Source organism: Streptomyces sp. V4I2, from assembly GCF_030817655.1.
Taxonomy (GTDB): domain Bacteria; phylum Actinomycetota; class Actinomycetes; order Streptomycetales; family Streptomycetaceae; genus Streptomyces; species Streptomyces plumbiresistens.
In genome coordinates this window covers 182,733-202,380 of the sequence record NZ_JAUSZM010000004.1, presented here as the reverse complement: position 1 = coordinate 202,380, position 19,648 = coordinate 182,733, and the positions used below count along the sequence as shown (strand labels likewise).

13 protein-coding genes, 2 pseudogenes and 3 CRISPR repeat arrays are annotated in these 19,648 nt (G+C 69.2%); of the genes and pseudogenes, 3 read left to right on the top strand and 12 right to left on the bottom strand.

What is annotated here, in order from left to right; all coding sequences use genetic code 11:
• Positions 1 to 89 precede the first annotated feature (89 nt).
• On the top strand, positions 90 to 278 hold the full coding sequence (locus QFZ76_RS51085; protein WP_307680590.1) for a hypothetical protein: 189 nt from the start codon (positions 90 to 92) through the stop codon (positions 276 to 278).
• Between the two features lie 147 nt (positions 279 to 425).
• Positions 426 to 1,092 (top strand): annotated as a pseudogene (locus QFZ76_RS51080) (HNH endonuclease family protein).
• A gap of 443 nt (positions 1,093 to 1,535) precedes the next feature.
• Here QFZ76_RS51080 and QFZ76_RS51075 read toward each other — a convergent pair.
• Positions 1,536 to 2,231 carry a TetR/AcrR family transcriptional regulator gene (locus QFZ76_RS51075; RefSeq protein ID WP_307680589.1) on the bottom strand — a complete coding sequence of 232 codons (696 nt, stop codon included), beginning with the start codon at positions 2,229 to 2,231 and terminating at the stop codon, positions 1,536 to 1,538.
• A 47-nt stretch (positions 2,232 to 2,278) separates the two neighbouring features.
• On the opposite strand from QFZ76_RS51075, the gene QFZ76_RS51070 reads away from it, so the two are divergent.
• Positions 2,279 to 2,602, top strand: a complete 324-nt coding sequence (locus QFZ76_RS51070; protein ID WP_307680588.1) for a hypothetical protein — start codon at positions 2,279 to 2,281, stop codon at positions 2,600 to 2,602.
• Positions 2,603 to 2,731: 129 nt separating this feature from the next.
• Positions 2,732 to 3,492: direct repeats of the CRISPR family, unit length 29 nt; unit sequence GGGACCATCCCCGCGGGTGCGGGGAGCAG.
• A gap of 92 nt (positions 3,493 to 3,584) precedes the next feature.
• Here the strand turns inward: QFZ76_RS51070 and cas2e (QFZ76_RS51065) are convergent.
• From cas2e (QFZ76_RS51065) to QFZ76_RS51015, 11 genes and pseudogenes are all read right to left on the bottom strand, one after another.
• On the bottom strand, positions 3,585 to 3,947 hold the full coding sequence (gene cas2e, locus QFZ76_RS51065) for a type I-E CRISPR-associated endoribonuclease Cas2e (protein ID WP_307680587.1): 363 nt from the start codon (positions 3,945 to 3,947) through the stop codon (positions 3,585 to 3,587).
• Positions 3,944 to 4,385: pseudogene (locus QFZ76_RS51060) on the bottom strand (type I-E CRISPR-associated endonuclease Cas1); the annotation flags it as partial. The pseudogene QFZ76_RS51060 and the gene cas2e (QFZ76_RS51065), both read right to left, overlap by 4 nt.
• A 596-nt stretch (positions 4,386 to 4,981) precedes the next feature.
• Positions 4,982 to 5,620: a CRISPR direct-repeat array (repeat unit 29 nt; unit sequence GGGACCATCCCCGCGGGTGCGGGGAGCAG).
• Between the two features lie 92 nt (positions 5,621 to 5,712).
• The gene (gene cas2e, locus QFZ76_RS51055; RefSeq protein WP_307680586.1) at positions 5,713 to 6,075 is read right to left on the bottom strand and encodes a type I-E CRISPR-associated endoribonuclease Cas2e; all 363 of its coding nucleotides are present in this window, start codon (positions 6,073 to 6,075) and stop codon (positions 5,713 to 5,715) included.
• A 79-nt stretch (positions 6,076 to 6,154) separates the two neighbouring features.
• Entirely contained in the window at positions 6,155 to 6,946 is a 792-nt protein-coding gene (cas6e, locus tag QFZ76_RS51050; protein WP_307680585.1) for a type I-E CRISPR-associated protein Cas6/Cse3/CasE, read from the bottom strand.
• Entirely contained in the window at positions 6,946 to 7,677 is a 732-nt protein-coding gene (cas5e, locus tag QFZ76_RS51045; RefSeq protein WP_307680584.1) for a type I-E CRISPR-associated protein Cas5/CasD, read from the bottom strand. The genes cas6e and cas5e overlap by 1 nt, the downstream gene beginning before the upstream one ends.
• Positions 7,674 to 8,867: a type I-E CRISPR-associated protein Cas7/Cse4/CasC gene (cas7e, locus tag QFZ76_RS51040; RefSeq protein ID WP_307680583.1), complete on the bottom strand. Its 1,194-nt coding sequence runs from the start codon at positions 8,865 to 8,867 to the stop codon at positions 7,674 to 7,676. Before cas7e ends, cas5e begins: the two co-directional genes overlap by 4 nt.
• Entirely contained in the window at positions 8,864 to 9,547 is a 684-nt protein-coding gene (gene casB, locus QFZ76_RS51035; RefSeq protein WP_307680582.1) for a type I-E CRISPR-associated protein Cse2/CasB, read from the bottom strand. The genes cas7e and casB overlap by 4 nt, the downstream gene beginning before the upstream one ends.
• Positions 9,544 to 11,286, bottom strand: a complete 1,743-nt coding sequence (casA, locus tag QFZ76_RS51030; RefSeq protein ID WP_373464600.1) for a type I-E CRISPR-associated protein Cse1/CasA — start codon at positions 11,284 to 11,286, stop codon at positions 9,544 to 9,546. The genes casB and casA overlap by 4 nt, the downstream gene beginning before the upstream one ends.
• A 586-nt stretch (positions 11,287 to 11,872) precedes the next feature.
• Positions 11,873 to 14,788 carry a CRISPR-associated endonuclease Cas3'' gene (locus QFZ76_RS51025; protein WP_307680581.1) on the bottom strand — a complete coding sequence of 972 codons (2,916 nt, stop codon included), beginning with the start codon at positions 14,786 to 14,788 and terminating at the stop codon, positions 11,873 to 11,875.
• Between the two features lie 230 nt (positions 14,789 to 15,018).
• Positions 15,019 to 15,718: direct repeats of the CRISPR family, unit length 29 nt; unit sequence CTGCTCCCCGCGCACGCGGGGATGGTCCC.
• Between the two features lie 44 nt (positions 15,719 to 15,762).
• Entirely contained in the window at positions 15,763 to 16,332 is a 570-nt protein-coding gene (locus tag QFZ76_RS51020; protein WP_307680580.1) for a DciA family protein, read from the bottom strand.
• 261 nt (positions 16,333 to 16,593) lie between these two features.
• Positions 16,594 to 18,867, bottom strand: a complete 2,274-nt coding sequence (locus QFZ76_RS51015; RefSeq protein WP_307680579.1) for a hypothetical protein — start codon at positions 18,865 to 18,867, stop codon at positions 16,594 to 16,596.
• Positions 18,868 to 19,648 lie beyond the last annotated feature (781 nt).

Sequence of the window (19,648 nt, the reverse complement as noted above, 5' to 3'; positions counted from 1 at the left end):
TCGTCGTCTGTCTGGTGCAACGGCCCGCATCGGCACCAGCCGGCACCGCCCAGGACGGTCCCGGGCGTGGGCCGTGCATCCCTGAACCGTTGGAGAGCACCTTTGTGTCCACGCTCGCGCTTCTCGTTGTCCTGCTGCTCGCGCTGGTCGGCCTCATCGTCTTCGCCGGCCTCGCCCTTCTCGTGCACCGCCACCCAGCATGGGCCCAGCCGCTGGTCGTCGCCCTGGGCGGCGTGACGTTGATGGCCATGGCCGTCGGGCTGATCACCACTCGATGAGCGCGTCTCCTGACAGCCGAACGTCGTACGGCGGAAGAGGCCCGTGTGACTTACTGCTCGCGCGGGTGAAGCACGGCGGATCGCCGGGCGGGGAGCCGGACCGCTACGAAGATCACAACTAGTTCGCGATCTTCGAAAGGAAGCCCTGTGCGCCCCACCCGCGCCGCCACCGCGGCCGCCGTGCTCTGCGCCCTCGCCGCGTTGTTCAACCCCGCTACTGCGCATGCCTCCGACCCGGGCGACACGATCGCCCTGCCGGTCCGCGACGCCCTGGCGGCGTTGCCGGTCCAGGAAGAGAGCCGTGCCGGCTACAGCCGCGACAAGTACCGGCATTGGATCGATGCCGACCGCGACGGCTGCAGTACCAGGAATGAGGTCCTCCTCGAGGAAGCCGTCACCGCCCCCAAACAGGGCGCCAACTGCGCTCTGACCGGCGGCTCCTGGTACTCCCCCTACGACGACGCCACCTTCACCCAGGCCCGCGCCCTCGACATCGACCACCTGGTCCCGCTCGCCGAATCCTGGGACTCCGGCGCCTCCGCCTGGACCACGCAGGAACGCACCGCCTACGCCAACGACCTCGACGACCCGCGCGCCCTGATCGCGGTCTCCGCCACGTCCAACCGCTCCAAGTCCGACCAGGACCCGGCCACCTGGCAGCCCGGCAGACGGCTACCGCTGCACCTACGCCACCGACTGGATCACCGTCAAAATCCGCTGGGGCCTCACCATCGATCCCGCCGAACAGGCCGCCCTCACCAACATCCTGGACGGCTGCCCGAACACACCGATCGAGGTCACCCTCGCCCGCTGAGACAACAGCGGCCGGGCCCGCCGCTACGGGGGAAGCGACGGGCCCGGCCAACCCTCACACTCCCACACTCACCGACCCGGCAAGCACGCTGCCCTCGATGTAGGGCAGCCACCTCGGGGGAGGTCATCCGCCCAGCGGTATGCGCACGTCAACTGCAGCCCGAAGAGTTGGCACGCAGAAGCACACGGGCCGACGACCACCATCCCCCAGCCCGCCGGCGTAGTCGGCCTGTCCACGCCGGGGCCCGTACCCGTGCGGCATAGGTGTTGACGATTCTTGAAATTGGCTCTGGCCGCAGTTCCATGAAGATGGAGTGCCTGTCCCTGTTGAGTCGTCGACACCTCGAACCCGACTCGTTCGGTGTTCGTCTGACCTGATCCAGCATGTGATCGCAGCGGTGCTGGGGCTCCTGCGCAGTCGAGACCGGACGCTTCGGAGGCTGGCTACCGCTCGGTGGGCGACTCCGATGCTTGACCGGGCCAGCGGTCGGGCGGCAGGAAGAGCCGGATCCAGGCGTCGCGGAGTCTGGCGCCGAAGTGCTCGGGACTCCATCCTCGCTCGTGGACCAGCAGCACCCAGTACTCCGCGGCGTTCATGCTCCACACCGTGTCGGCGACCTCGTCGTCGGTCAGATCCGGGCGCAGTTCCCCGGTGGCGCGCAGGTCTGCGGCGAACTCGCGCATGTTGCGCGCTCGGCGCTCGGCGATCTGCAGCCACAGGGTGGCACAGTCGGCATCGGTCACCGCGGCGTCGCGAAGGGCCAGGAACACTGGTGCGAGCCGCTGCTGGAGCTCTGTGACCGCCGCGGCGTAGATCGCGATCTTTTCGGCAGCGGTGTGCGCGGCCCGGATGCGCAGGACGTAGTCGCGTTGGGCGGCCGCAACCGGGTGGTCGGTGCCGGACAGCGAGGTCTCCACCAACTCGCGCAGCAAGGCCGGTTTGCGTCCGACCGCAGCGTAGACCGTGTCCACCGCGACGTCGGCCCGCCGGGCGATCTGGGCGACCGTGGTCGCGGCGTAGCCCTGCCGCACGAACAGTTCGCGGGCCGCGTCCAGCACGGCGCGGCGGGTGGCGGCGGCCTGTTCGGCTCGGCGTGGAGCGTGGTAGCCGCGTTTGCCGCCCTTGACCTGATCGCTCATGGACCGTACGTTACCAATATTCGCCCGAAGTGTATTCGGGTCAATTCATGCGGGAGCCTGCCATGGTCTACGCCTACATCCAGGACGTTCCGATCGGCGAGGAGCTCTACCAGCGGGTCATCGACGCGCTGGGGCCCGAGCCGTTGGACGGCTCGCTGCTCCACCTGTGCGTGCGCCGCCCGGACGGCGGGCTGCGCTACATCGACGTGTGGGAATCCAAGGAACACTGCGGCCGCGCGTTCGATGAGCGGATCCACCCCGCTGTGGACGCGGCCTTCGGCGACTCCCGCCCGGACGGCGAGCCCGAGGTGCACCATCTGGACGTCATCCATGCAAGCGGCGCACTGCTCACCGACGACCTGATCACCTGACGCGGCGCCAGGCCGCGGCGCGTGCCATGCCGGCGACCTGGCACAGCCCACACACGCCCGGGGCCGATTGCGAAGCGCTGAGCGCCCGGGTGCCACCGGTCCGCGACCTCCAGGGCATCGGGGGCGGGAGGGACCATCCCCGCGGGTGCGAGGAGCAGCTGGTCAAGAAGGTCGGCGAAAAGCAACTGTGGGGACCATCCCCGCGGGTGCGGGGAGCAGACCGTGGCGCCGCTGCCGACCGGCGGCAGCCAGGGACCATCCCCGCGGGTGCGGGGAGCAATGGCCTCCGTCCGAGCCAACAGCGGAGCCTTCGGACCATCCCCGCGGGTGCGGGGAGCAGAGGCCGACCCCAAGAACAAACTCTGCAGTCTCGGGACCATCCCCGCGGGTGCGGGGAGCAGACCGCGCATGACTCGGTTGACGGCTGGCGCGAGGGACCATCCCCGCGGGTGCGGGGAGCAGACATCTTCTTCGATTCTCTTGTCCAGTACACCGGGACCATCCCCGCGGGTGCGGGGAGCAGCGCGCGCCGCGGGCTGAGCGGGTTCACGGACCGGGACCATCCCCGCGGCTGCGGGGAGCAGTACTTTTGCAAGTGAAAGTAGAAGCATGGCGCGGGACCATCCCCGCGGGTGCGGGGAGCAGGAAACCGTTCACGTTCGACGTGGCCGGACTCGGGGACCATCCCCGCGGGTGCGGGGAGCAGCTCACCGACCTCGAAACGCGAGCCGTCGCCGAGGGACCATCCCCGCGGGTGCGGGGAGCAGAGTGGGGCGCCCTGAGGTCACGAGTAAAGCCCAGGGACCATCCCCGCGGGTGCGGGGAGCAGTGTGGGGCGCCTGAGGTCACGAGTAAAGCCCAGGGACCATCCCCGCGGGTGCGGGGAGCAGACTTGATGACCTGCTGCTTTACCGGCGCTGAAGTCGGTTTCTGACCACTTCCGCTGATTCCACCGAAAGGGGCACCGGGAACTTATCGCCCATTAGCCCCTTCCGAAGCGTCGGCGTTTTGAAGCTCTGCTCCAGCCGGACGGTGGTTCGTTCCGGGGAGTTGTCCCGGGAGCCGGTGCGTTCGGGCTGGGGCGGCGGATCAGGGTGATGCCCTCGTGGTCAGTCGGGAGCCAGGCGTGGTCGTAGGTGCGGAACGTGAAACCCTGTTCGTTGTTCGTGGTGTGGGCCAGCAAGGCGCGGCCTTGGCCCGCGTACTGCTGGACTTCGTCCCAGAGCACGTCACGGATCCGGGCCGAGGGGTTGCCCACGAACACGCCTGCGGAGATTTCCAGCAGCCAGCGTGTGAGGAAGCCGCGCAGTCCGGCCGGGCAGTTGGTGAGGACGATGACGGTCACCAGAGTGTGTCCCCGTAGTCGTCGGGCCCGTCGTAGTTGACGCCGGAGGCGACTTGGTGGCCGCTGTCGCTCTGGAGCGTGACCACGTCCCGGTCGCTGCTGAAGTCGGCGGTTTTCGGTAGTAGGAGGCGTTTGATGTCGTCGACGCACCGGTTCAGCAAGGATGTTTCGTTGATGCGGTCCCGCAGTGCGCGGCGGGTGCGGGGGCCGACGTCTTCCTCGCCTTGTGCGGCCACGTCGAAGGCGAGCGGGATGGCCGATTTCCGTCTTGTAGAGGTCGGCGATGTCCAGGACGAAGGACAGTTCGTGGCCTGAGTGGACGAAGCCGAGGGCCGGGCTGCATCCCAGAGAGGTGACGACGGCATGGGTGATGCCGTACATGCATTGAGCGGCGGAGGTGATGGCCTGGTTGACGGCGTCACCGCTGGTGAAGTCGCCTTCGCACGGAACCACCTGCGGTTCTGCTCGGTCTTGTACGCCCACCGCGCCTCCGCCTCGGCTTCCTCGGTCCGACCCAGCCGTCCGAGGGTGCTGGTGCGGTACTCCGGCAGCGCCTGCTCCACGGCCTGGAGCGCACTGAAGGCGAGCGCGGACGCCGCCGCGACCGGGACCGCGTCCCAGCACGCCCGGCTCCATGAGCTCCAGGAACTCTGCGCGGGCCCGCTCGATGTCGGCCTCCAGCGATGCCCGGACGTGGGCGGCTACGGCGGCGACGTCGTCCAGGTCGGCCGACCAGGTCGCGGCGACCAGCCCGGCTTCCACGATCGCCGCCTCGGTTCGGCGCCGGAAGCCGCACGCCTCGAACAGGCCGGCCGAGCGCTGAAGCCCGCAATCCTCGCACGGCAGGGCCTGGTGCACCGCGTCGGCGGCCGCCGCGGCCTGGCGCTCGTGCTCCGCCCGCTCCCGGGCACCCGTACGGGCCGCATCGCGGCGGGCCTGATCCGCGCGGGCCTGCTCACGCCGCCGCGCAAAGTCCTCCGCCTCGATGGCCGCCTGCTCCCGCAGCCGCTCCTCGAGGACCTGGCGGCGCTCCAGGGACCATCTCCGCGGGTGCGGGGAGCAGGATCAGGGCAGCGGACCGTCGAGCCCGGCCCTGGGACCATCCCCGCGGGTGCGGGGAGCAGAGATGACTGGCCTATCAGCGCAGGCCGTGCGTGGGACCATCCCCGCGGGTGCGGGGAGCCGATGGGCACCATCGCCGCGACCACTGTGCCGCTGGGACCATCCCCGCGGGTGCGGGGAGCAGGCCGCGACCAGGTCGAAGTACTGGCGGTACAGGGGACCATCCCCGCGGGTGCGGGGAGCAGGCAGCCCAGATCGTGCTGGAGTCGGTGTTGTAGGGACCATCCCCGCGGGTGCGGGGAGCAGTCCCGCAGCGACCTCAAGCCGGGCGATCTGCTGGGACCATCCCCGCGGGTGCGGGGAGCAGGACGCCGGGTTCGTGCCGGTCATGCTGCCGAAGGGACCATCCCCGCGGGTGCGGGGAGCAGCCGCAGGCGCGGCCGACGAGCATCCCGCAGGTGGGACCATCCCCGCGGGTGCGGGGAGCAGTTGAACGCGATCTCACCCGAGGCGGCGGCGAGGGGACCATCCCCGCGGGTTCGGGGAGCAGGGCGCGGCCGGACGCGTAGTAGCGCACGCCGTGGGGCCATCCCCGCGGGTGCGGGGAGCAGACTGGATGACCTGCGGCTTTACTGGCCTTGGAGTCGGTTTCTGAGCACTTCTTCTGATTTTCGCGAAAGGGGCACAGGTGACTTATCGTTCACTAGCCCCTTCCGAAGCGTCGGCGTTTTGACGCTCTGCTCCAGCCGGACGGTGGTTCGTTCTGGGGAGTTGTCCCGGAAGCGGGTGCGTTCGGGTTGGGGCGGCGGATCAGGGTGATGCCCTCGTGGCCGGTCGGGATCCAGGCGTGGTCATAGGTGCGGAAAGTGAAGCCCTGCTCGTTGTTCGTGGTGTGGGCCAGCAGGGCGCGGCCTTGGCCCGCGTACTGCTGGACTTCTTCCCAGAACACGTCACGGATCCGGGCCGAGGGGCTGCCCACGAACACGCCTGCGGAGATTTCCAGCAGCCAGCGTGTGAGGAAGCCGCGCAGTCCAGCCGGGCAGTTGGTGAGGACGATCACGGTCACGAGAGTGTGTGTCCCATATGGCGTTCGCCGGTGCGGGTGAGGTGTCGTGGGGTGAGTGCCGGGCGGCGGGAGACCGTGCTCATGCCGTCTGCCGGGTGGGCTGGGCAATGGGTGCCAGGGTGAGGAGGCCGCAGCCGTACGCTCTGGCCCGGCCGATGCCCTGGGTGAGAGTGCGGCGCAGGGCTTCGGGGTCGGTGATTTCCAGCCGTCCGTCGAAGGTGACGGTGACGAGGGTGACCGGCTTGCCCCGGCGGATGTTGTCGGGACTGCGGGACTTGTCGAAGGAGAGCGAGCGCATGTCGCCGACGGACAGCTCGTACCGGTCGCCATGGTGGGGCCGGCCTCGGTGGGTTGTGCCGTGGGGCAGCAGCCGCCGGTCGTCGGGCTTTTCGAGGATGCGGAAACCGCCGCGCTTCTGGCGTTCTTCATCGAGCAGCCAGCCCATCTGGTGGATCGGCGTGAGGTGGGCGGTGACCTTGCGTGGCTCGCCGTCCTTGCGGCGGATGGTGTGTACGGGGTTCGCGGTCAGGCGGAAGGACCAGCGGTCGCCGGCGGCCAGGCGGTCGAGGAACGGTGCGTAGGGCCTGGTATGCCAGCCCGGGTCCTGCGGGCTGGCCACGGCCGGCCAGCCCGCCTGCTCGACCAGATGGGTCAGGTCGGGGCGGTCGGGGCTGACGATGTAGAGCAGTACCTCGGCACGTGACTGGTGGTCCAGGCGCCACAGCACCCGCGGTGCGTCGGAGTTCGGTGTGTCGCTGGGCAGCAGGCCGGGGAACGAGGACATGACCGCCGCGTGCATGGCCTGCGGCGACGACAGCAGGCGGCGGGCGCCGGGCCGCGCGGAGTTGACGCGGAAGCGGGAGAGGAACATCAGCTGCTCTCATCCTCCAGAGCATCGAATGGGTCGTGCCGCACCGCACTCGCCGCCGCAGCCCCCGGCTGCGGAACAGGCACCGTGGTGGTGACGACGGTGCGCAGGGCGTGTCGGCGGTGCGCGGCGGTGAAGCTGAGCGGCTGGTCGCGCAAGGCGTCGGCGGCACTGCGCTCGTCGGCTGCCGCCTCACGCAGCACGCTCAGCCCGTCCGGGCGCTGGTTGCGCAGGCTTCTGCGGTACCAGGCGGACGCTTGCCACGGCACGCTCGCCAGAACGGTCTCCAGCCGGGCGTTTTGGTGAAGTCCCAGCTCAAGCGGTGCGGCCGGCGGGCAGGAACGCCGGCCCAGAAACGGCGGATACACCGGTGCCCGCACTGCAGCATCCAGGTCGGCGAGCAGGGCGTGATCGCCCTCGAGCGCGGCGACGAAGACGGCGTCCGCGAGGTAGAAGCGCTCCGACAACGGCATCGACTTGCCGGTGATGCCATGGTGCGCGGTCTGGAAGTCCCGTATCCGCGTGCCGGGTTGGTCGATCCGGACGCCGAAGCGCAGTGCGGCCAACGGTGCGAGGCGCGCGTCGTCGCCGCGTTCGATGCCCGCAGCGGCAGCGAGAAGTCCGACGACACCGCTTTTGGTGGGTGCGGACTCGGTGGTGCGGCGGGTGAAGCGCGAGGAGGCACCCCAGGACTGCATGGGTCCTGCCAGGCGCAGGGCGAGCACGCTGCTCATGCCGGCTTGTCCAGCCGTTCCGTGACCGCTTGGCCGACGGCGGCGACAAGGTCGCCCAGGGCGCCGACTTCGGTGCCGACGTCGCCGAGCTTGAGCGTGTTGGGGCCGACACGCAGCACCCAGGTGAGGGTGGAGTCAGCGTCGCTGTACGCACGTTCGATGTCTGGGATGTAGGCGGCGAGCCGGTCACAGGCCTCGCGGACGTGGCCGCCCTGGTCGCCGCGGACGGGGTCCTCGAAGGCGGCGACAAAGCTGATGGGCCGGGTGGTGCGCAGCTTGACGACCACGGCGTCGGGCAGGGTGTGATGCCCGAACGTGTTGATCTTCCCGGTGGGCAGCGAGGCGACGAAGCTGTGCACGAACGCCTCGACAGCGCGGCGCACCGGCTCGGTGCGCGGCTCGTCCTCGCGCAGGCCCTGTCCGAGGTTGGCGGCGAGCTGGTGCACACCGAGAGCGGCATACCGGTAGAGAGTCGCGGAGTTGAAGTCGATTGTGCCGATCATGCCGGCGCCGGTCTCCTCGTCGGTGTTCTGGTCATCGACAGCGGTGTAGTAGTCGGACTCGTTCTCCACCCGGTGCACGCTGATGGCATGGGCGACCTGCACGGCCGCATCCACGTTGTAGTCGGCGGCGTCAGCGACCATCCGGCCGAACAACGCGATGTCGACGGAGTGCTGGCTGTCCGCGATCTCCTTGACCCGTTCTTTGTTCTTCTTCTCCTTCAAAAATGCCGCAATGTCGGCGGCGCCGTCGACGGCGAGGCGCGCCAGGCCGTCGAGCTGACGGGCGCTGAGGAAAACCAGGTACTTTGCCTCCGGCGCCGGAGCAACACCCGATTCCTTCGCCGCATCGGCCTTCCGCTTGGGCACCTCCGTTTTGAGCCCAGCAGCCTTCACCACCTCGTCGGCCACCGCCAGCGCCGCCTCCTCCCCGAGGGACGGATCAAGGGCGGTGATCCGTTCGGTGAGGACCTGAACGACCTTCTTGGTCCGCACACCGAGCTCGCTCGGCTCCAGCAGGTGCTCGTCGCCGAAGTAAGTGCGCGTTGCCCGCTTCCACGCCTGGCTGGAGACCCGCGCCCGCGGTACACCTCCGTACAGGGCCGTCTTCGGCGCACCCGTGTCGTCACGGTTGATGTTGCTGGGCGGGACGGTCTGCAGAGCGTGCACGTCCAAAAAGAGGCGGTTCACAAGGCGTCCTTGTCGCTGTCGGGAGTGCGGGCGAGATCATCGGCGCTGCCGTTGCCGGGCTGCGCGTCCGGCGGCTGCCAGGAGTGAAAGGAACGGCCCCACTCGCGGCGGACCATGTCGCCTCCGCCGGGCGCCTGCCACACGTAGAGCTGCCCGGCGAGCAGGCCGTAGTCGAGCGGAATGTCCTGTCGGCGCAGCAGCACAATCAGATCGCGCAGCCGCTGGGACAGACTCGTCAGGTCAGGTGCGATGCCGGCGCGTACCAGCCGTTTACGGACCGGTTCGTCGATGTCGTTCGGCGGCATCAGGCGCCGCACGGCCGCTCCCAGCCCAGCTGGCCGCGTGGCGGTGTGCGGACGGTGCATGCGCGCGCCACGGGACTGCTGATGCAACGCCCACAAAGTGAGCGCTGCATGCAGGGCATTCTCCGCACGCACCAACTCCGCCTCCCCCAGCGGCCGAGACCCCTCCAGACGGGCATGCAGGGGAGCGGTGTCGACCAGCGTCCACAGATCCGGAAGCGCCCCGGGCTCGCGACCGGCGCCGCGGCGCAGCCGGGCGAGCGCGGCAACATCGCGGGGACGGTCCTTCAGGTAGCCCTCCTGCCACCCGGTGATCTGCGCCGCCGCGAGGTCACACACCCTCGCACGGATGGCTGGCGGGGCGGAGACGGTGGTCATGCGGGCACCTCCGAGTCGGTCACAAAGGGATCGGGAGCGGCTGGGTCCGGCCTGTCCGACGGCGGTGGCCCGGGCCTGGCGGGGCCGTCGCCGGGCTGCTCATCCTGCCCGCCGTGCGGATCTCCCAGGGCCTTGGACAGCCGCGAGCGGAACCACTTGTCGGCCAAGCCCGCGTTCAGCCAGTGCGCGCCGTTCTTGCCTGCAACGGTCCGGCCCTGCCAGGCGGCATCGCCGGCCTGTGCAATGAGACGGTCACCGATCAGGCTGATCACGCGATGCACATCGCGCTGCCAGACGCGGCGCTCCTCAAATGGGTCAACATCGTCCGCAAGAGCGGCCAGCCAGGTCTTGTAGGCGTTCTCCAGCTCGGCGAACCCCAGGTCACGGGCTGCCGATCGCGGCCCGTCCCCCTCGGCGCCGGCTGCCCGCGCCAGATCGGTTGCAAGATCACCCAGAGCCCGCACGGCAAGGTCTGCGTCCTCAGCCGCACCGATCGCCTGCCGCGCACACGTACGGTCCTGCCGGTGGAGCAGCACCACCGGCATCGCGACATGGTCATCGACGACTTCGTCGATGACCGACTGCTGCGTCCCATACCGGGCCCCGACAACCCGGGCCCTGATCAGAAAACCGCGCCGCAGCTCTCCCTCGGTGACCAGGCGAGCCACCCACTCCAGAACACCAGGCCGCAGATACGGGGCAGCATCCGCACCTTGTACGGTCTCCGAGCGGTCAGCGATGAGCGAGGCGACACCCCGCCAGGCGGAACGTGCCGGATCGTGCTCGCGGGGCAGATAGATCGGCGACTGACGCAGCTTCTTCTCCTGCGTGATGCTGCGCCGCCACGCGGTCATCGGCTCACGCCGGTGCATGTTCCGGGAAGCGAGCGGGTCACCGTAACCAAGGACGACACCAGTGACGCCCTCCCCATCGTGATGCAGGCGCAGCCGGCGCGTCTGCCACGAATAGAGGTCACGCAGACCGGTGGGGGTCCGTTCACCCCCACCGGGCCGGCACGGCTCGCGACGCCAAGCCGGCCGGTCACCGGAAGAGCTCCACTCCAACGCGTCGGTATCGGCGGCCACCAGATTCAGCAACAGCGTCTCCCGCAGCGTGTCACCCTCGGCGAAAACACCGCCCAACGCCCCGGCCCAGCCGGTACCCAGCGGATATACCTTGCCGCCCTTCACACGGTCGTCCCCCACCACACCGGACTTGATCCCAGAAGTGTCGTAGGCGTGGGCGTGCACAACCCAGCGGGCCGCCTCGGCAAAGGAGAGCCGCTCCACGGTGGGCATCCGGGCGGTGAAGAACGGCTCCCCGTTCGGCACGTCGGCCACGATCCGCGCGAGGGAGAACACCTCGTCCTTCGCTGTCCGCAGCCCAGCCGTCTGAAAGAACGGCGTGACAGGGTGGAGCAGATCGAACCGCTCGCGGTGAGCATCCAAATACGCGCCGACGCCGGCGAAGCACTCGGGATCCGCCCACAGCTCGCCCCACCGGTCGATGTCCTCAGGGCCGTCCAGGGCGTCGTGCGCGATGGCCAGTAGCAGCCGCACCAAAGCGAACTCCTGCGTGGGCAGATCCCCCACGATGCGCCGCACGTCGCCAGCCTGGTCGAACACCTGACGCAGCGACAACTCCCCCTGCGTCCCGTCCCGCCTGAGCACTCCAATCCAGGGTCGGCTCGTCAGATCAAAGGACAGGGCTTCGCTCGTGCTCATCGACGGTTCGGTCACGCATCATCTCCAGCCTTGCAAGGTGCGAACGGTGATGCCGTTGCGGTGGGTGCGTCCCGACCTCACCGGTGTACCAAGCGCCAACAGACCAACAGCCACGGATGTTTGACACCGCTCGACGACTGCCTCCACAGTATCGGCGTAAGCTCGCAACGATTCAAGGGGAGTTGAAAACGGCAGTGTCCGTGTGGATGCGGTGGATGGTCGTGATCGTCGGAGTCATCGGTACCTTCTGGCTAGCTCTCTTACTGGGCCGGTGGCTGCCCTTCGGTGGCCCCAACGACGATGCAGTGAAATGGGGGGTCGCAACAGCGCTGGCCAGTGCAATCTCCGCGGTGGCAGGACGGCCCATGGTGCGATGGGCGGAGTGCAAGCCCGGCCCAGCGGAAGACGCGTGAGTCTCACGACTTCGCATCAGCCATGAGAGGGCTGATCGTCTAAACTCGCGTATCGGGCTGGTGAGGCCCGACTGGCCGCGATGGCACCCGCATCGCTCCCCATCCGCATGGGGTTGGTCCCGATTCCAGGGGCGTACCGCATTGCTCCCCGCGTCAGCAGGGATAACGGAATATTGGCCGCCATCGGCTCAGTCACGGGTCACCTCCAGGCCATCGGCGTGGCTGTAGCTGAGCGAGAATCCTGCCAGCCGGGTCTGACAATCCTCATTGAGTGCAAGAATCAGCTGGTCAGACAGCCAGGGGCTGTCCTTGCCCTGCCAAGCCGGCACATACAGCTGCTCCAGCTCGTCAATCGCACGGTCCAACGTCTCGGCGTAGGAGAACTGCATCGGCAGCCGCAGCCCGCAACTCGCCGCCGTACGCGCCGCGAACGGCCTGGGTGCCTGGTCCTGCGACAGCTCAAGCCCCCCGCGCTGGCGCCCCTTCTTGTCCACACCCAGCCACGGCAACGTCACCAGAGCTCCGTCGGCTCGCCGCTGCACGACCACGACCTCCAAGGTCTCCCGGCTGTCCCGGACCTGGGCCCGCCCGGCACGGCTGTCATCAGCGTCACCCACCCCGGCCGCCACCCACCCGAACAACGGCCGCCCAGGCCGGCCGACCTCACCGAGACGGAACACGGCCGCCCGCTCCGTCTGATCGGCCCGATGCCGCTCGAACCGCACACGCGCCTCCTCCAATGCCGACGCCCACCGTTCCGGTCCGACCGCCGCCTCCGCATACGCGCCCTGAACCAGCGGGCTGATATCCACAGGCAGCCGCACCGGACATGCAGCCCCGCCGTCGAGATGGGGCAGCAGCACCGCAGCCGACCGCAGCAGCGCATACGCCCCATACACCGCGACCGATCCCCGCACCGGAACCGGCACTTCGGCCTCCCAGTCGGCGCCGGTCAGCAGACAGCGGGCCGTCCGCAGCCGAGCAGGCCGCTCCTCCTGGCCCGCACCACGCTGGTGGCGGTGCAGCCGGCCCATGCGCTGCAACAGCAGGTCGACCGGGCACAAGTCGCTGACGAGGAGATCGAAATCCACGTCCAGGGACTGCTCGGCCACCTGGCTGGCCACCACGATGTGCCGACCCTCAGGCCGACCTGTCGCCTTGCCCGGCGGACCGAACCGCCGCAGCAGATCACTGTCCTTCGCCGCCCGGTCGACATCGACGAAACATGAGTGCGCGACCGTAACCTCGCGGTCGCCAAACCTCTCCCGCAGCACACGCGCGGTCTCCAACACCCGCTTGACCGTGTTCCGCACAACGAGAACACAGCCACCGTCCACCAACTCCGTCTCAAGCCGGCCCACCAGGGCATCCAGCCCGTCGGGAAGCCGCTCCACATGAACGTCCGTGCCCCGGCCCGAACCCGCCGGACACCGCACCACCGGCATACCGCCCGGAGCCACCGCCGTCAGCAGCGGATACGCCCCCTCCCCCACCACACTCTCAGCCCACCCGCCGGCGACACCCGCATACGCCTCAACCAGCTCACGTCGGCGCCCGGCAGGCAGCGTCGCCGACAACACGACCACGGGAACCCGGTACGCCCCCAGCCAGGCCAGCACCCGGTCCAGGTAGACACTCATGTACGCGTCGTAGGCATGCGCCTCGTCAATCACCACGACCTTGCCAGCCACCGCCAGATGACGCAGCGCCAGATGCCGGCTCTTCAACCCCGCAAACAGCAGCTGATCGACCGTACCGGCCACGAACGACGCCAGCATCGCCCTCTTACGACCACGCAACCAGGCGTGCGCCACCAGTTCGGCGCCCGCGAACCGCGACTCACCCCCCAACCGCCGGGACACAGGCACGTTTGCATCCACGTCGACGGCGGCGATCCGCCCGCCGCGGGCCAGCAGCGGGGCGAAATCCTCGTTGAGAGCCGCTTTGGAGTGGGCGAGATACACGGAGTGCCGCCAACTATCGTCCGCAGGAAGCCGCTTCAGCCACTCCAGCAGCCGCGGGAACATCGCATTGCCCGTCGCCATCGTCGGCAACGCGAAAAACACACCACCCGCACCCGAACGCGCTGCGAACACCTCGGCCACGGCGAGCGCAGCCTCCGTCTTCCCCTCCCCCATCGGCGCCTCGATGACCATCAACCCCGGCACATCCATCTCCCGGGCCAGCCCCACCGCCGCTTCCTGCACCGGACGCACCTTCGCCCCTGCCGGAAGCCCGAACCGCGACCCGAACAACTCCTGCACATCGCCGACAAGCTCCCCAGCCCGCCACGGCGCCGGAAGATCCAGCCCCCGCCACGCGGCCGCCAAACGCTCCTTGCTGCTATGAGCCGAAGCCTCCGGGAAATACGGGAAAAGCTCAGGGTTGCTGGCGATCCAGTCGGACACGATGACCACCGCGGTCAACAGCACCTGCACGGGCTGCGGCAGCTTCACCTCCCGCCACACCTCAAGCCGCTCCCGCACACCGAAGTGCTCCGCACATGCGTCAAGCACCTCCGACTGCACCTGCCGCCACACCCTGCTGCTGCGGCCCGGCGTACGCAACAGCTCCTCATGGTCATACAAAGCCTTGATCTGACCATTTTCCGGCGGCACACCATGATGCCCACCCACCGCAACAGTGAACTGGCCCGCTTGCCTGGCCAACCACCCGAACCGCTTCTCCAGCCACTCACCGAGTAACACCTGACCAGCCAGCCCATGCGGCGCAAGCCGCCGATCCGGCCCCATCCCCTGCCGCGACGGCATCTCCAGACCTTGCTCGCGCATCACATCAGCAAGCTGGTCGACCTGGCAGGCGAAGGCCGGAGTGGCCTTACCGATATCGTGCACACCCGCAAGCCACACCACGAGCCTGCGCCCGTCCGCCCCACCGTCGGGCAAGACCTCACAGACCAGCGTCCGCACACTGGCAGGCAGCCACTCGTCCCACAACAGGCCAGCAACAGCAGCGCTGTCCTCCATGTGCCGCCACAACGGCATCCAACTGTCGGTATTACCGTCATGCTTCGCCCACACCGACCGCGCTCGCGGCCGAAGCCGCGACAGCAGGCCACAGTCAGCCACTCCCCCACTCACCATGGAAGATGCCTACACGTAAACCAGCGCCCAGCAGACAAAATCGAGTGAACGCGCCTGATCTGCGGCTGATCCAGGCTTACAGCGACCATCCAAGTGCCCCGAGGCGTATGGTGATCTGTTTACTGCTGGACAACCATCGACGAGATCGACACGGTATATGCATTTTGCCGGGATCGGTGAAAGTGTGCGAAGTTCTGGCTTACAAGAGATAGACCTGCAGGTCAGGCAGTCTGCTCCCCGCGCACGCGGGGATGGTCCCGCGGAGTCCGGGCGCGGCCTGGGTCTGCTGGACTGCTCCCCGCGCACGCGGGGATGGTCCCGAGCAGTACTGCGAGGCGGGTGAGCCGATCCTCTGCTCCCCGCGCACGCGGGGATGGTCCCTGCTGTGTCTTGTCCAGGTTGGACGGCCGGGACTGCTCCCCGCACACGCGGGGATGGTCCCGCTCATAGCGCCGTACATGAGTACATGCGCCTCTGCTCCCCGCACACGCGGGGATGGTCCCCTGGAATCGGACCTCGACCACCTCGAAGTCCACTGCTCCCCGCACACGCAGGGATGGTCCCGTCGCGTCGTCACGGATGCAGGGTCACGGAGGCTGCTCCCCGCACACGCGGGTATGGTCCCAACCCGGACGACATCCGGTACACCGAGTGGGACTGCTCCCCGCACACGCGGGGATGGTCCTATGCGGGCGGATCTGATGCACGGTATGCGTGACTGCTCCCCGCACGCGCGGGGATGGTCCCTTCTTGCGGAGGTCCGCGAGTTCGGATTCAAGCTGCTCCCCGCAGACGCAGGGATGGTCCCTACGACGACGCGCTGCAGGCCGATGACCAGGCCTGCTCCCCGCACACGCGGGGATGGTCCCGCGATCGTTCACGCCGGACTGACGCCCGGTTGCTGCTCCCCGCGCACGCGGGGATGGTCCCACCATCCTTGATCCCAACTCATCGTGTCATCCATGGCGTTGGCCTCACAGACGATCGACGTGCTCAAACTGTTGTACGCAGCGGGGCAGGATCAGCAGCGACGGCCGGCGTGCCGGCCTGCCGGGCGGCACGCTTCGCCTGGGCACGGCGCAGCGCCAGGGCGTGGGCGGCCTCCGACCCGTTGTGGCGACGCGGGCTGCCTCGATGGGGGCGGCTGGTCGTCCGCAGGCACCTTCGGCTCCGGGAAGGCCCGCCGGGTCAGCTCGCGTATCGCCTTGGTCTGCCGTTCGACGGCCTCCGTGATTGCCGGGTCGGTCAGGCGGGGCGGCCTGCCAGTGGGTGGCGAGCGTGCGGTGGTAGCCGTCGCTGGCCAACTCCCGTGTCTCTCCGGGGCCCCTTGAGTGCGGCCGCCGTATCGGGACGACGTCGTCCAGGTCAGGCGCGGGTACGGAGCCGGACGCGAGGATCCGCAGGTGCCGTACGACCGTCCCGCCCGCCGACGTGTTGGCGGCCGCGATGATGCCGGCCTGCTCCAGCCGGGTCTTCGTCGCCCAGGCCGCCGACTCCGGACACACGGTGAGCCGGCCGGAGTCCGCGTCGTAGCCGACCGCCACGACGTGCTCGGCGAACTCGGGGGCGATGGCCTCCCACCACTGCCGCGGTGGCGCCGGCGGCTGGCAGCTCGCAGGCCCGCTCGGTCACCAGCACGCCGATCGCCGCACCCAGCCCCATCGGCTCGCGGCCGTCACGCCGGATCGCCGACGTCGCGAGCGGCTTCGGCTTCGCCGTACGGGTGTTGCCGTTCTTCCTCGCCGCCTCCAGCGCGGCGCGCAGCGTGAGGCGGGCCAGGTCGACGCCCGGCACCTCGCCGCCGCTCACGACCGCTCCCAGGTGGTGTAGCCGAGGTTCAGGTGCCCGAGGCGGGACAGGCGCTGCACGTCCGCGACGAAAGCCCTGGTGAACAGCCTCTGTGCCGAGTGCTCGCCATACCGGTCGATGTGCGCGAACACGATGTCGTGGTCCTTGTCGGCGCGGGTGCGCCAGTCCAGGACCTGTTCGCGGGTCAGGTCCTCGAGGACCAGCTCCTGGTCGACGACGTCGGCCTCCGGCTGCGGTGCGGGCGCGGCCGGTAGCGGGCGCGGGGCGGACAGCACGACCGGGGTCGCAGGTGCAGCCGGTTTATTAGCGGAGGCCTGTGCGGCTGCTGTTTCGGCACGGTGCTTGGCGGCCTCCGCCTGCCGGACCCGGACCTGTTCCCACCGGCGTTCGCGGGCCCACGCCTGGGCGGTCACGGTCTCATGCAGCTGCCGGTCGGCCGCCGCGCGGCGCTCCGCCTCGGAGGCGTACGGCATCGCACCTTCGACGGCGGCCGCCACCGCGTGCCGCTGGGCACTTCTGCTGGCCTGTCGGTCCTCACAGCGAGGGCAGTCCCGGCCCGAGTCGAGCAGTATGCGGTCGTCACAGAGCTTGTCGCCGCACTGCTGGCGCTGGGGCAGGGCTCGGCTGACCAGCCAGCCCACCGGATTGATGATCGGCGCACCCAGACGCATCTGCTCGTCCAGGCGCCGGGCGAGGCGCTCGGTGAGGACCTGCGGCGCGTCGGCCCGGCCCGCGAAGCCCTCTACCAGGCGTAGCTCGGTGCGGGTCGCGGCCTCCACCAGCTTCCGGGCGCCCTGACGCTCCAGACGCTCCCACACCGCCCGCACCGGTGCCAAGATCACCCGCAGGTCTTCCGGCGGCAGAGGCACCCTCTCCTGCTGCTGCCTGTTCTGACCTGCAGCGTCCCCGCCCCGCACCGAAATGGCGGCCACCGGTCCGCGGTTGCCCTCATTGCTGATCGACGGGGACTTCTCACGCTCTTCACCGCGAAGCGGGTCACCGTCACTGCGGTCGAGCAGCAGCTGGCCAGTAGCAGCAGGCTCCCGGGCCTGGTCCTCGCGCGCACCCGCGCGCCCCGGCCGACCACCGTTCCAACCACGGCCTTCGCCGGAAAACCCACCAGAGAGCGAGAGAGACCCACCGGAAGAAGCCACAGAAGCGTGAGAGGCGTGGAGCTGTGCACCAACGGCGAGGTCTGCACTACAGGCCGACTCCCCCTCACCGGCACCCGAAACACCAGTAACCACACGGGCTCCGGCGATCCCAGCGGTCTCATGATCTCCGGACGCAGTAGCAGCGAGGTCTGAAAATACCGAGGCCGCGGCCTTACGGGCCTCCCTGACGGTACGGCCGTGTGCTTCAGCGACCGCCACCAGACGCACCCGTGACTTCCCCTTCAGACCCGACCCGGTCTCCTGCCGCACGACACCTGCAACGCCCTGCGCCTCCAGCCGCTTGAGCACCTTCGCCCCGCCCGCCGGCGAGCAGCCCAGCAGCCGCGCCACCGTCGCCGCCGGACGCCCCCGGGACGTGTCCACACTGCCCGGGCACAGCTGCAGCCAGCCGCGCGAATTCGTCGACAGCGTCATCAACAGCAGCCCGAGCCGGTCCGTCGCCGCACCCCGCCCCCTACGCCCAGCGAGCAGCCCGGCCGGAGTGGGCGCCCTGCCCTTCGGAGCCCACCCTGGACCGAACAACACCTCGAGGAGCCGCAGCAGCACGGCCAGCTCCGACCGCGTCAACGCCAGCGCATGCCCGAGGCCACCGGCGTGACGGGCACGCCACAGCGGCATCACCAGGCAGTCCAGCGCGGTCGGATGCCCCTTCGCGTCCGTCACCACCCGCGTACGCACCGCACCGGACTTCCGGAGCACCGGCAGCACGTCGTGATGGACCGACGACTCCTTCACACCCAGCCAGCGCCCCAGCTCGGCACCCCACGTCGACGTCTGGTTGTCATCCGGACGGCCCTGCGGCGCCCGCGACTTCGCAAACAGCACCACCGACGCCAGCCGGGCCACGTCCGGCACACCGGCCAGCGACGGGTCCGCCAGCAGCGCGCGCACCGCCGCGAGTAGCCGAGCCCGCATCGACTTCGACAGCTGGAGAGGGTTGCCCAACTCCAAGGGGGCCACCGGACCGGCCGCGGTCGGCACCGACCGCAACCGGCGTCGCCGGGGCAGAAGTTCCGCAGCGGCGTCGATCAAGCCGTCGACGGACGGACGCGGAGCGGGAACAGCCACGGCGGCCGACGCCGCCACGGCGCTCACCGGGACTCCCTCAAGTAGCCGATACAGAGCGTCCGAGTAGCCCGCTCGCATGGCAGACCGTCGCTTTGAGCGGGAAACTGTGACTTGAAAGACGGCGCAAAATGCGCCAATCGGGCACAAGAGAGCTGACAAAGGGCAGCACGATGCTGCAACATGGCTCTTGCCTCTTTCTTGAAGGGAAGAGGGCATGACGAAGGGCCTCTTTGGCACTTCGTGGTTCGGGGAGAACCAAAGATCGAACCGCTCGCAGCCGGCTGGCACCGGGGCGAGCAGCTCCTCCGGCAAGGCCCTGGCAGGCCGAACCCGGAGAGCAGATGGGGACCCGCGCCATGGCGACTGGCATCACCGTGAGGCCGGGCCCCGGGCGGCTAGAAGACCTGCGCAGCAGGCGCCGCCCCGACGACCTACGTCATCCTGACCCCCTCAGATGAGGCGCGGACTAGGGTGTACGCAGACAGCACGAACACCCCGTCGAAGGGCCAGCCATCGCTCGCGCGCTGCTGGCACCACGGCGGGGTGCTGTGTGTAATGCGGCGGGTACGGGTACCCTGATGCATGTCGATCACCTTGACTCGCTGAAAGGGTGGTCGGCCGACCACCGGACTCCTTCCATAAAGTCCGCTGGTCCGCCCCCTCGACTTGCTCAAGGTCGTGGGGGCCATTTTCTTTTGATCAAGCTCGGAGACACGATACTCCCCCGGTGTGGGCTTATCCGTGGCCGGGACGGACGTGTCGTCAGGAAGACCTGGCGACACATCGGCTGACCAGGAGCCAGTGCCTC

Bases quoted from the DNA above. Each gene is read 5' to 3' on its own strand.
- QFZ76_RS51075 (WP_307680589.1), bottom strand. From the start codon at position 2,231: ATGAGCGATCAGGTCAAGGGCGGCAAACGCGGCTACCACGCTCCACGC.
- QFZ76_RS51070 (WP_307680588.1), top strand. From the start codon at position 2,279: ATGCGGGAGCCTGCCATGGTCTACGCCTACATCCAGGACGTTCCGATC.
- cas6e (WP_307680585.1), bottom strand. From the start codon at position 6,946: ATGTTCCTCTCCCGCTTCCGCGTCAACTCCGCGCGGCCCGGCGCCCGC.
- cas5e (WP_307680584.1), bottom strand. From the start codon at position 7,677: ATGAGCAGCGTGCTCGCCCTGCGCCTGGCAGGACCCATGCAGTCCTGG.
- casB (WP_307680582.1), bottom strand. From the start codon at position 9,547: ATGACCACCGTCTCCGCCCCGCCAGCCATCCGTGCGAGGGTGTGTGAC.
- QFZ76_RS51025 (WP_307680581.1), bottom strand. From the start codon at position 14,788: ATGGTGAGTGGGGGAGTGGCTGACTGTGGCCTGCTGTCGCGGCTTCGG.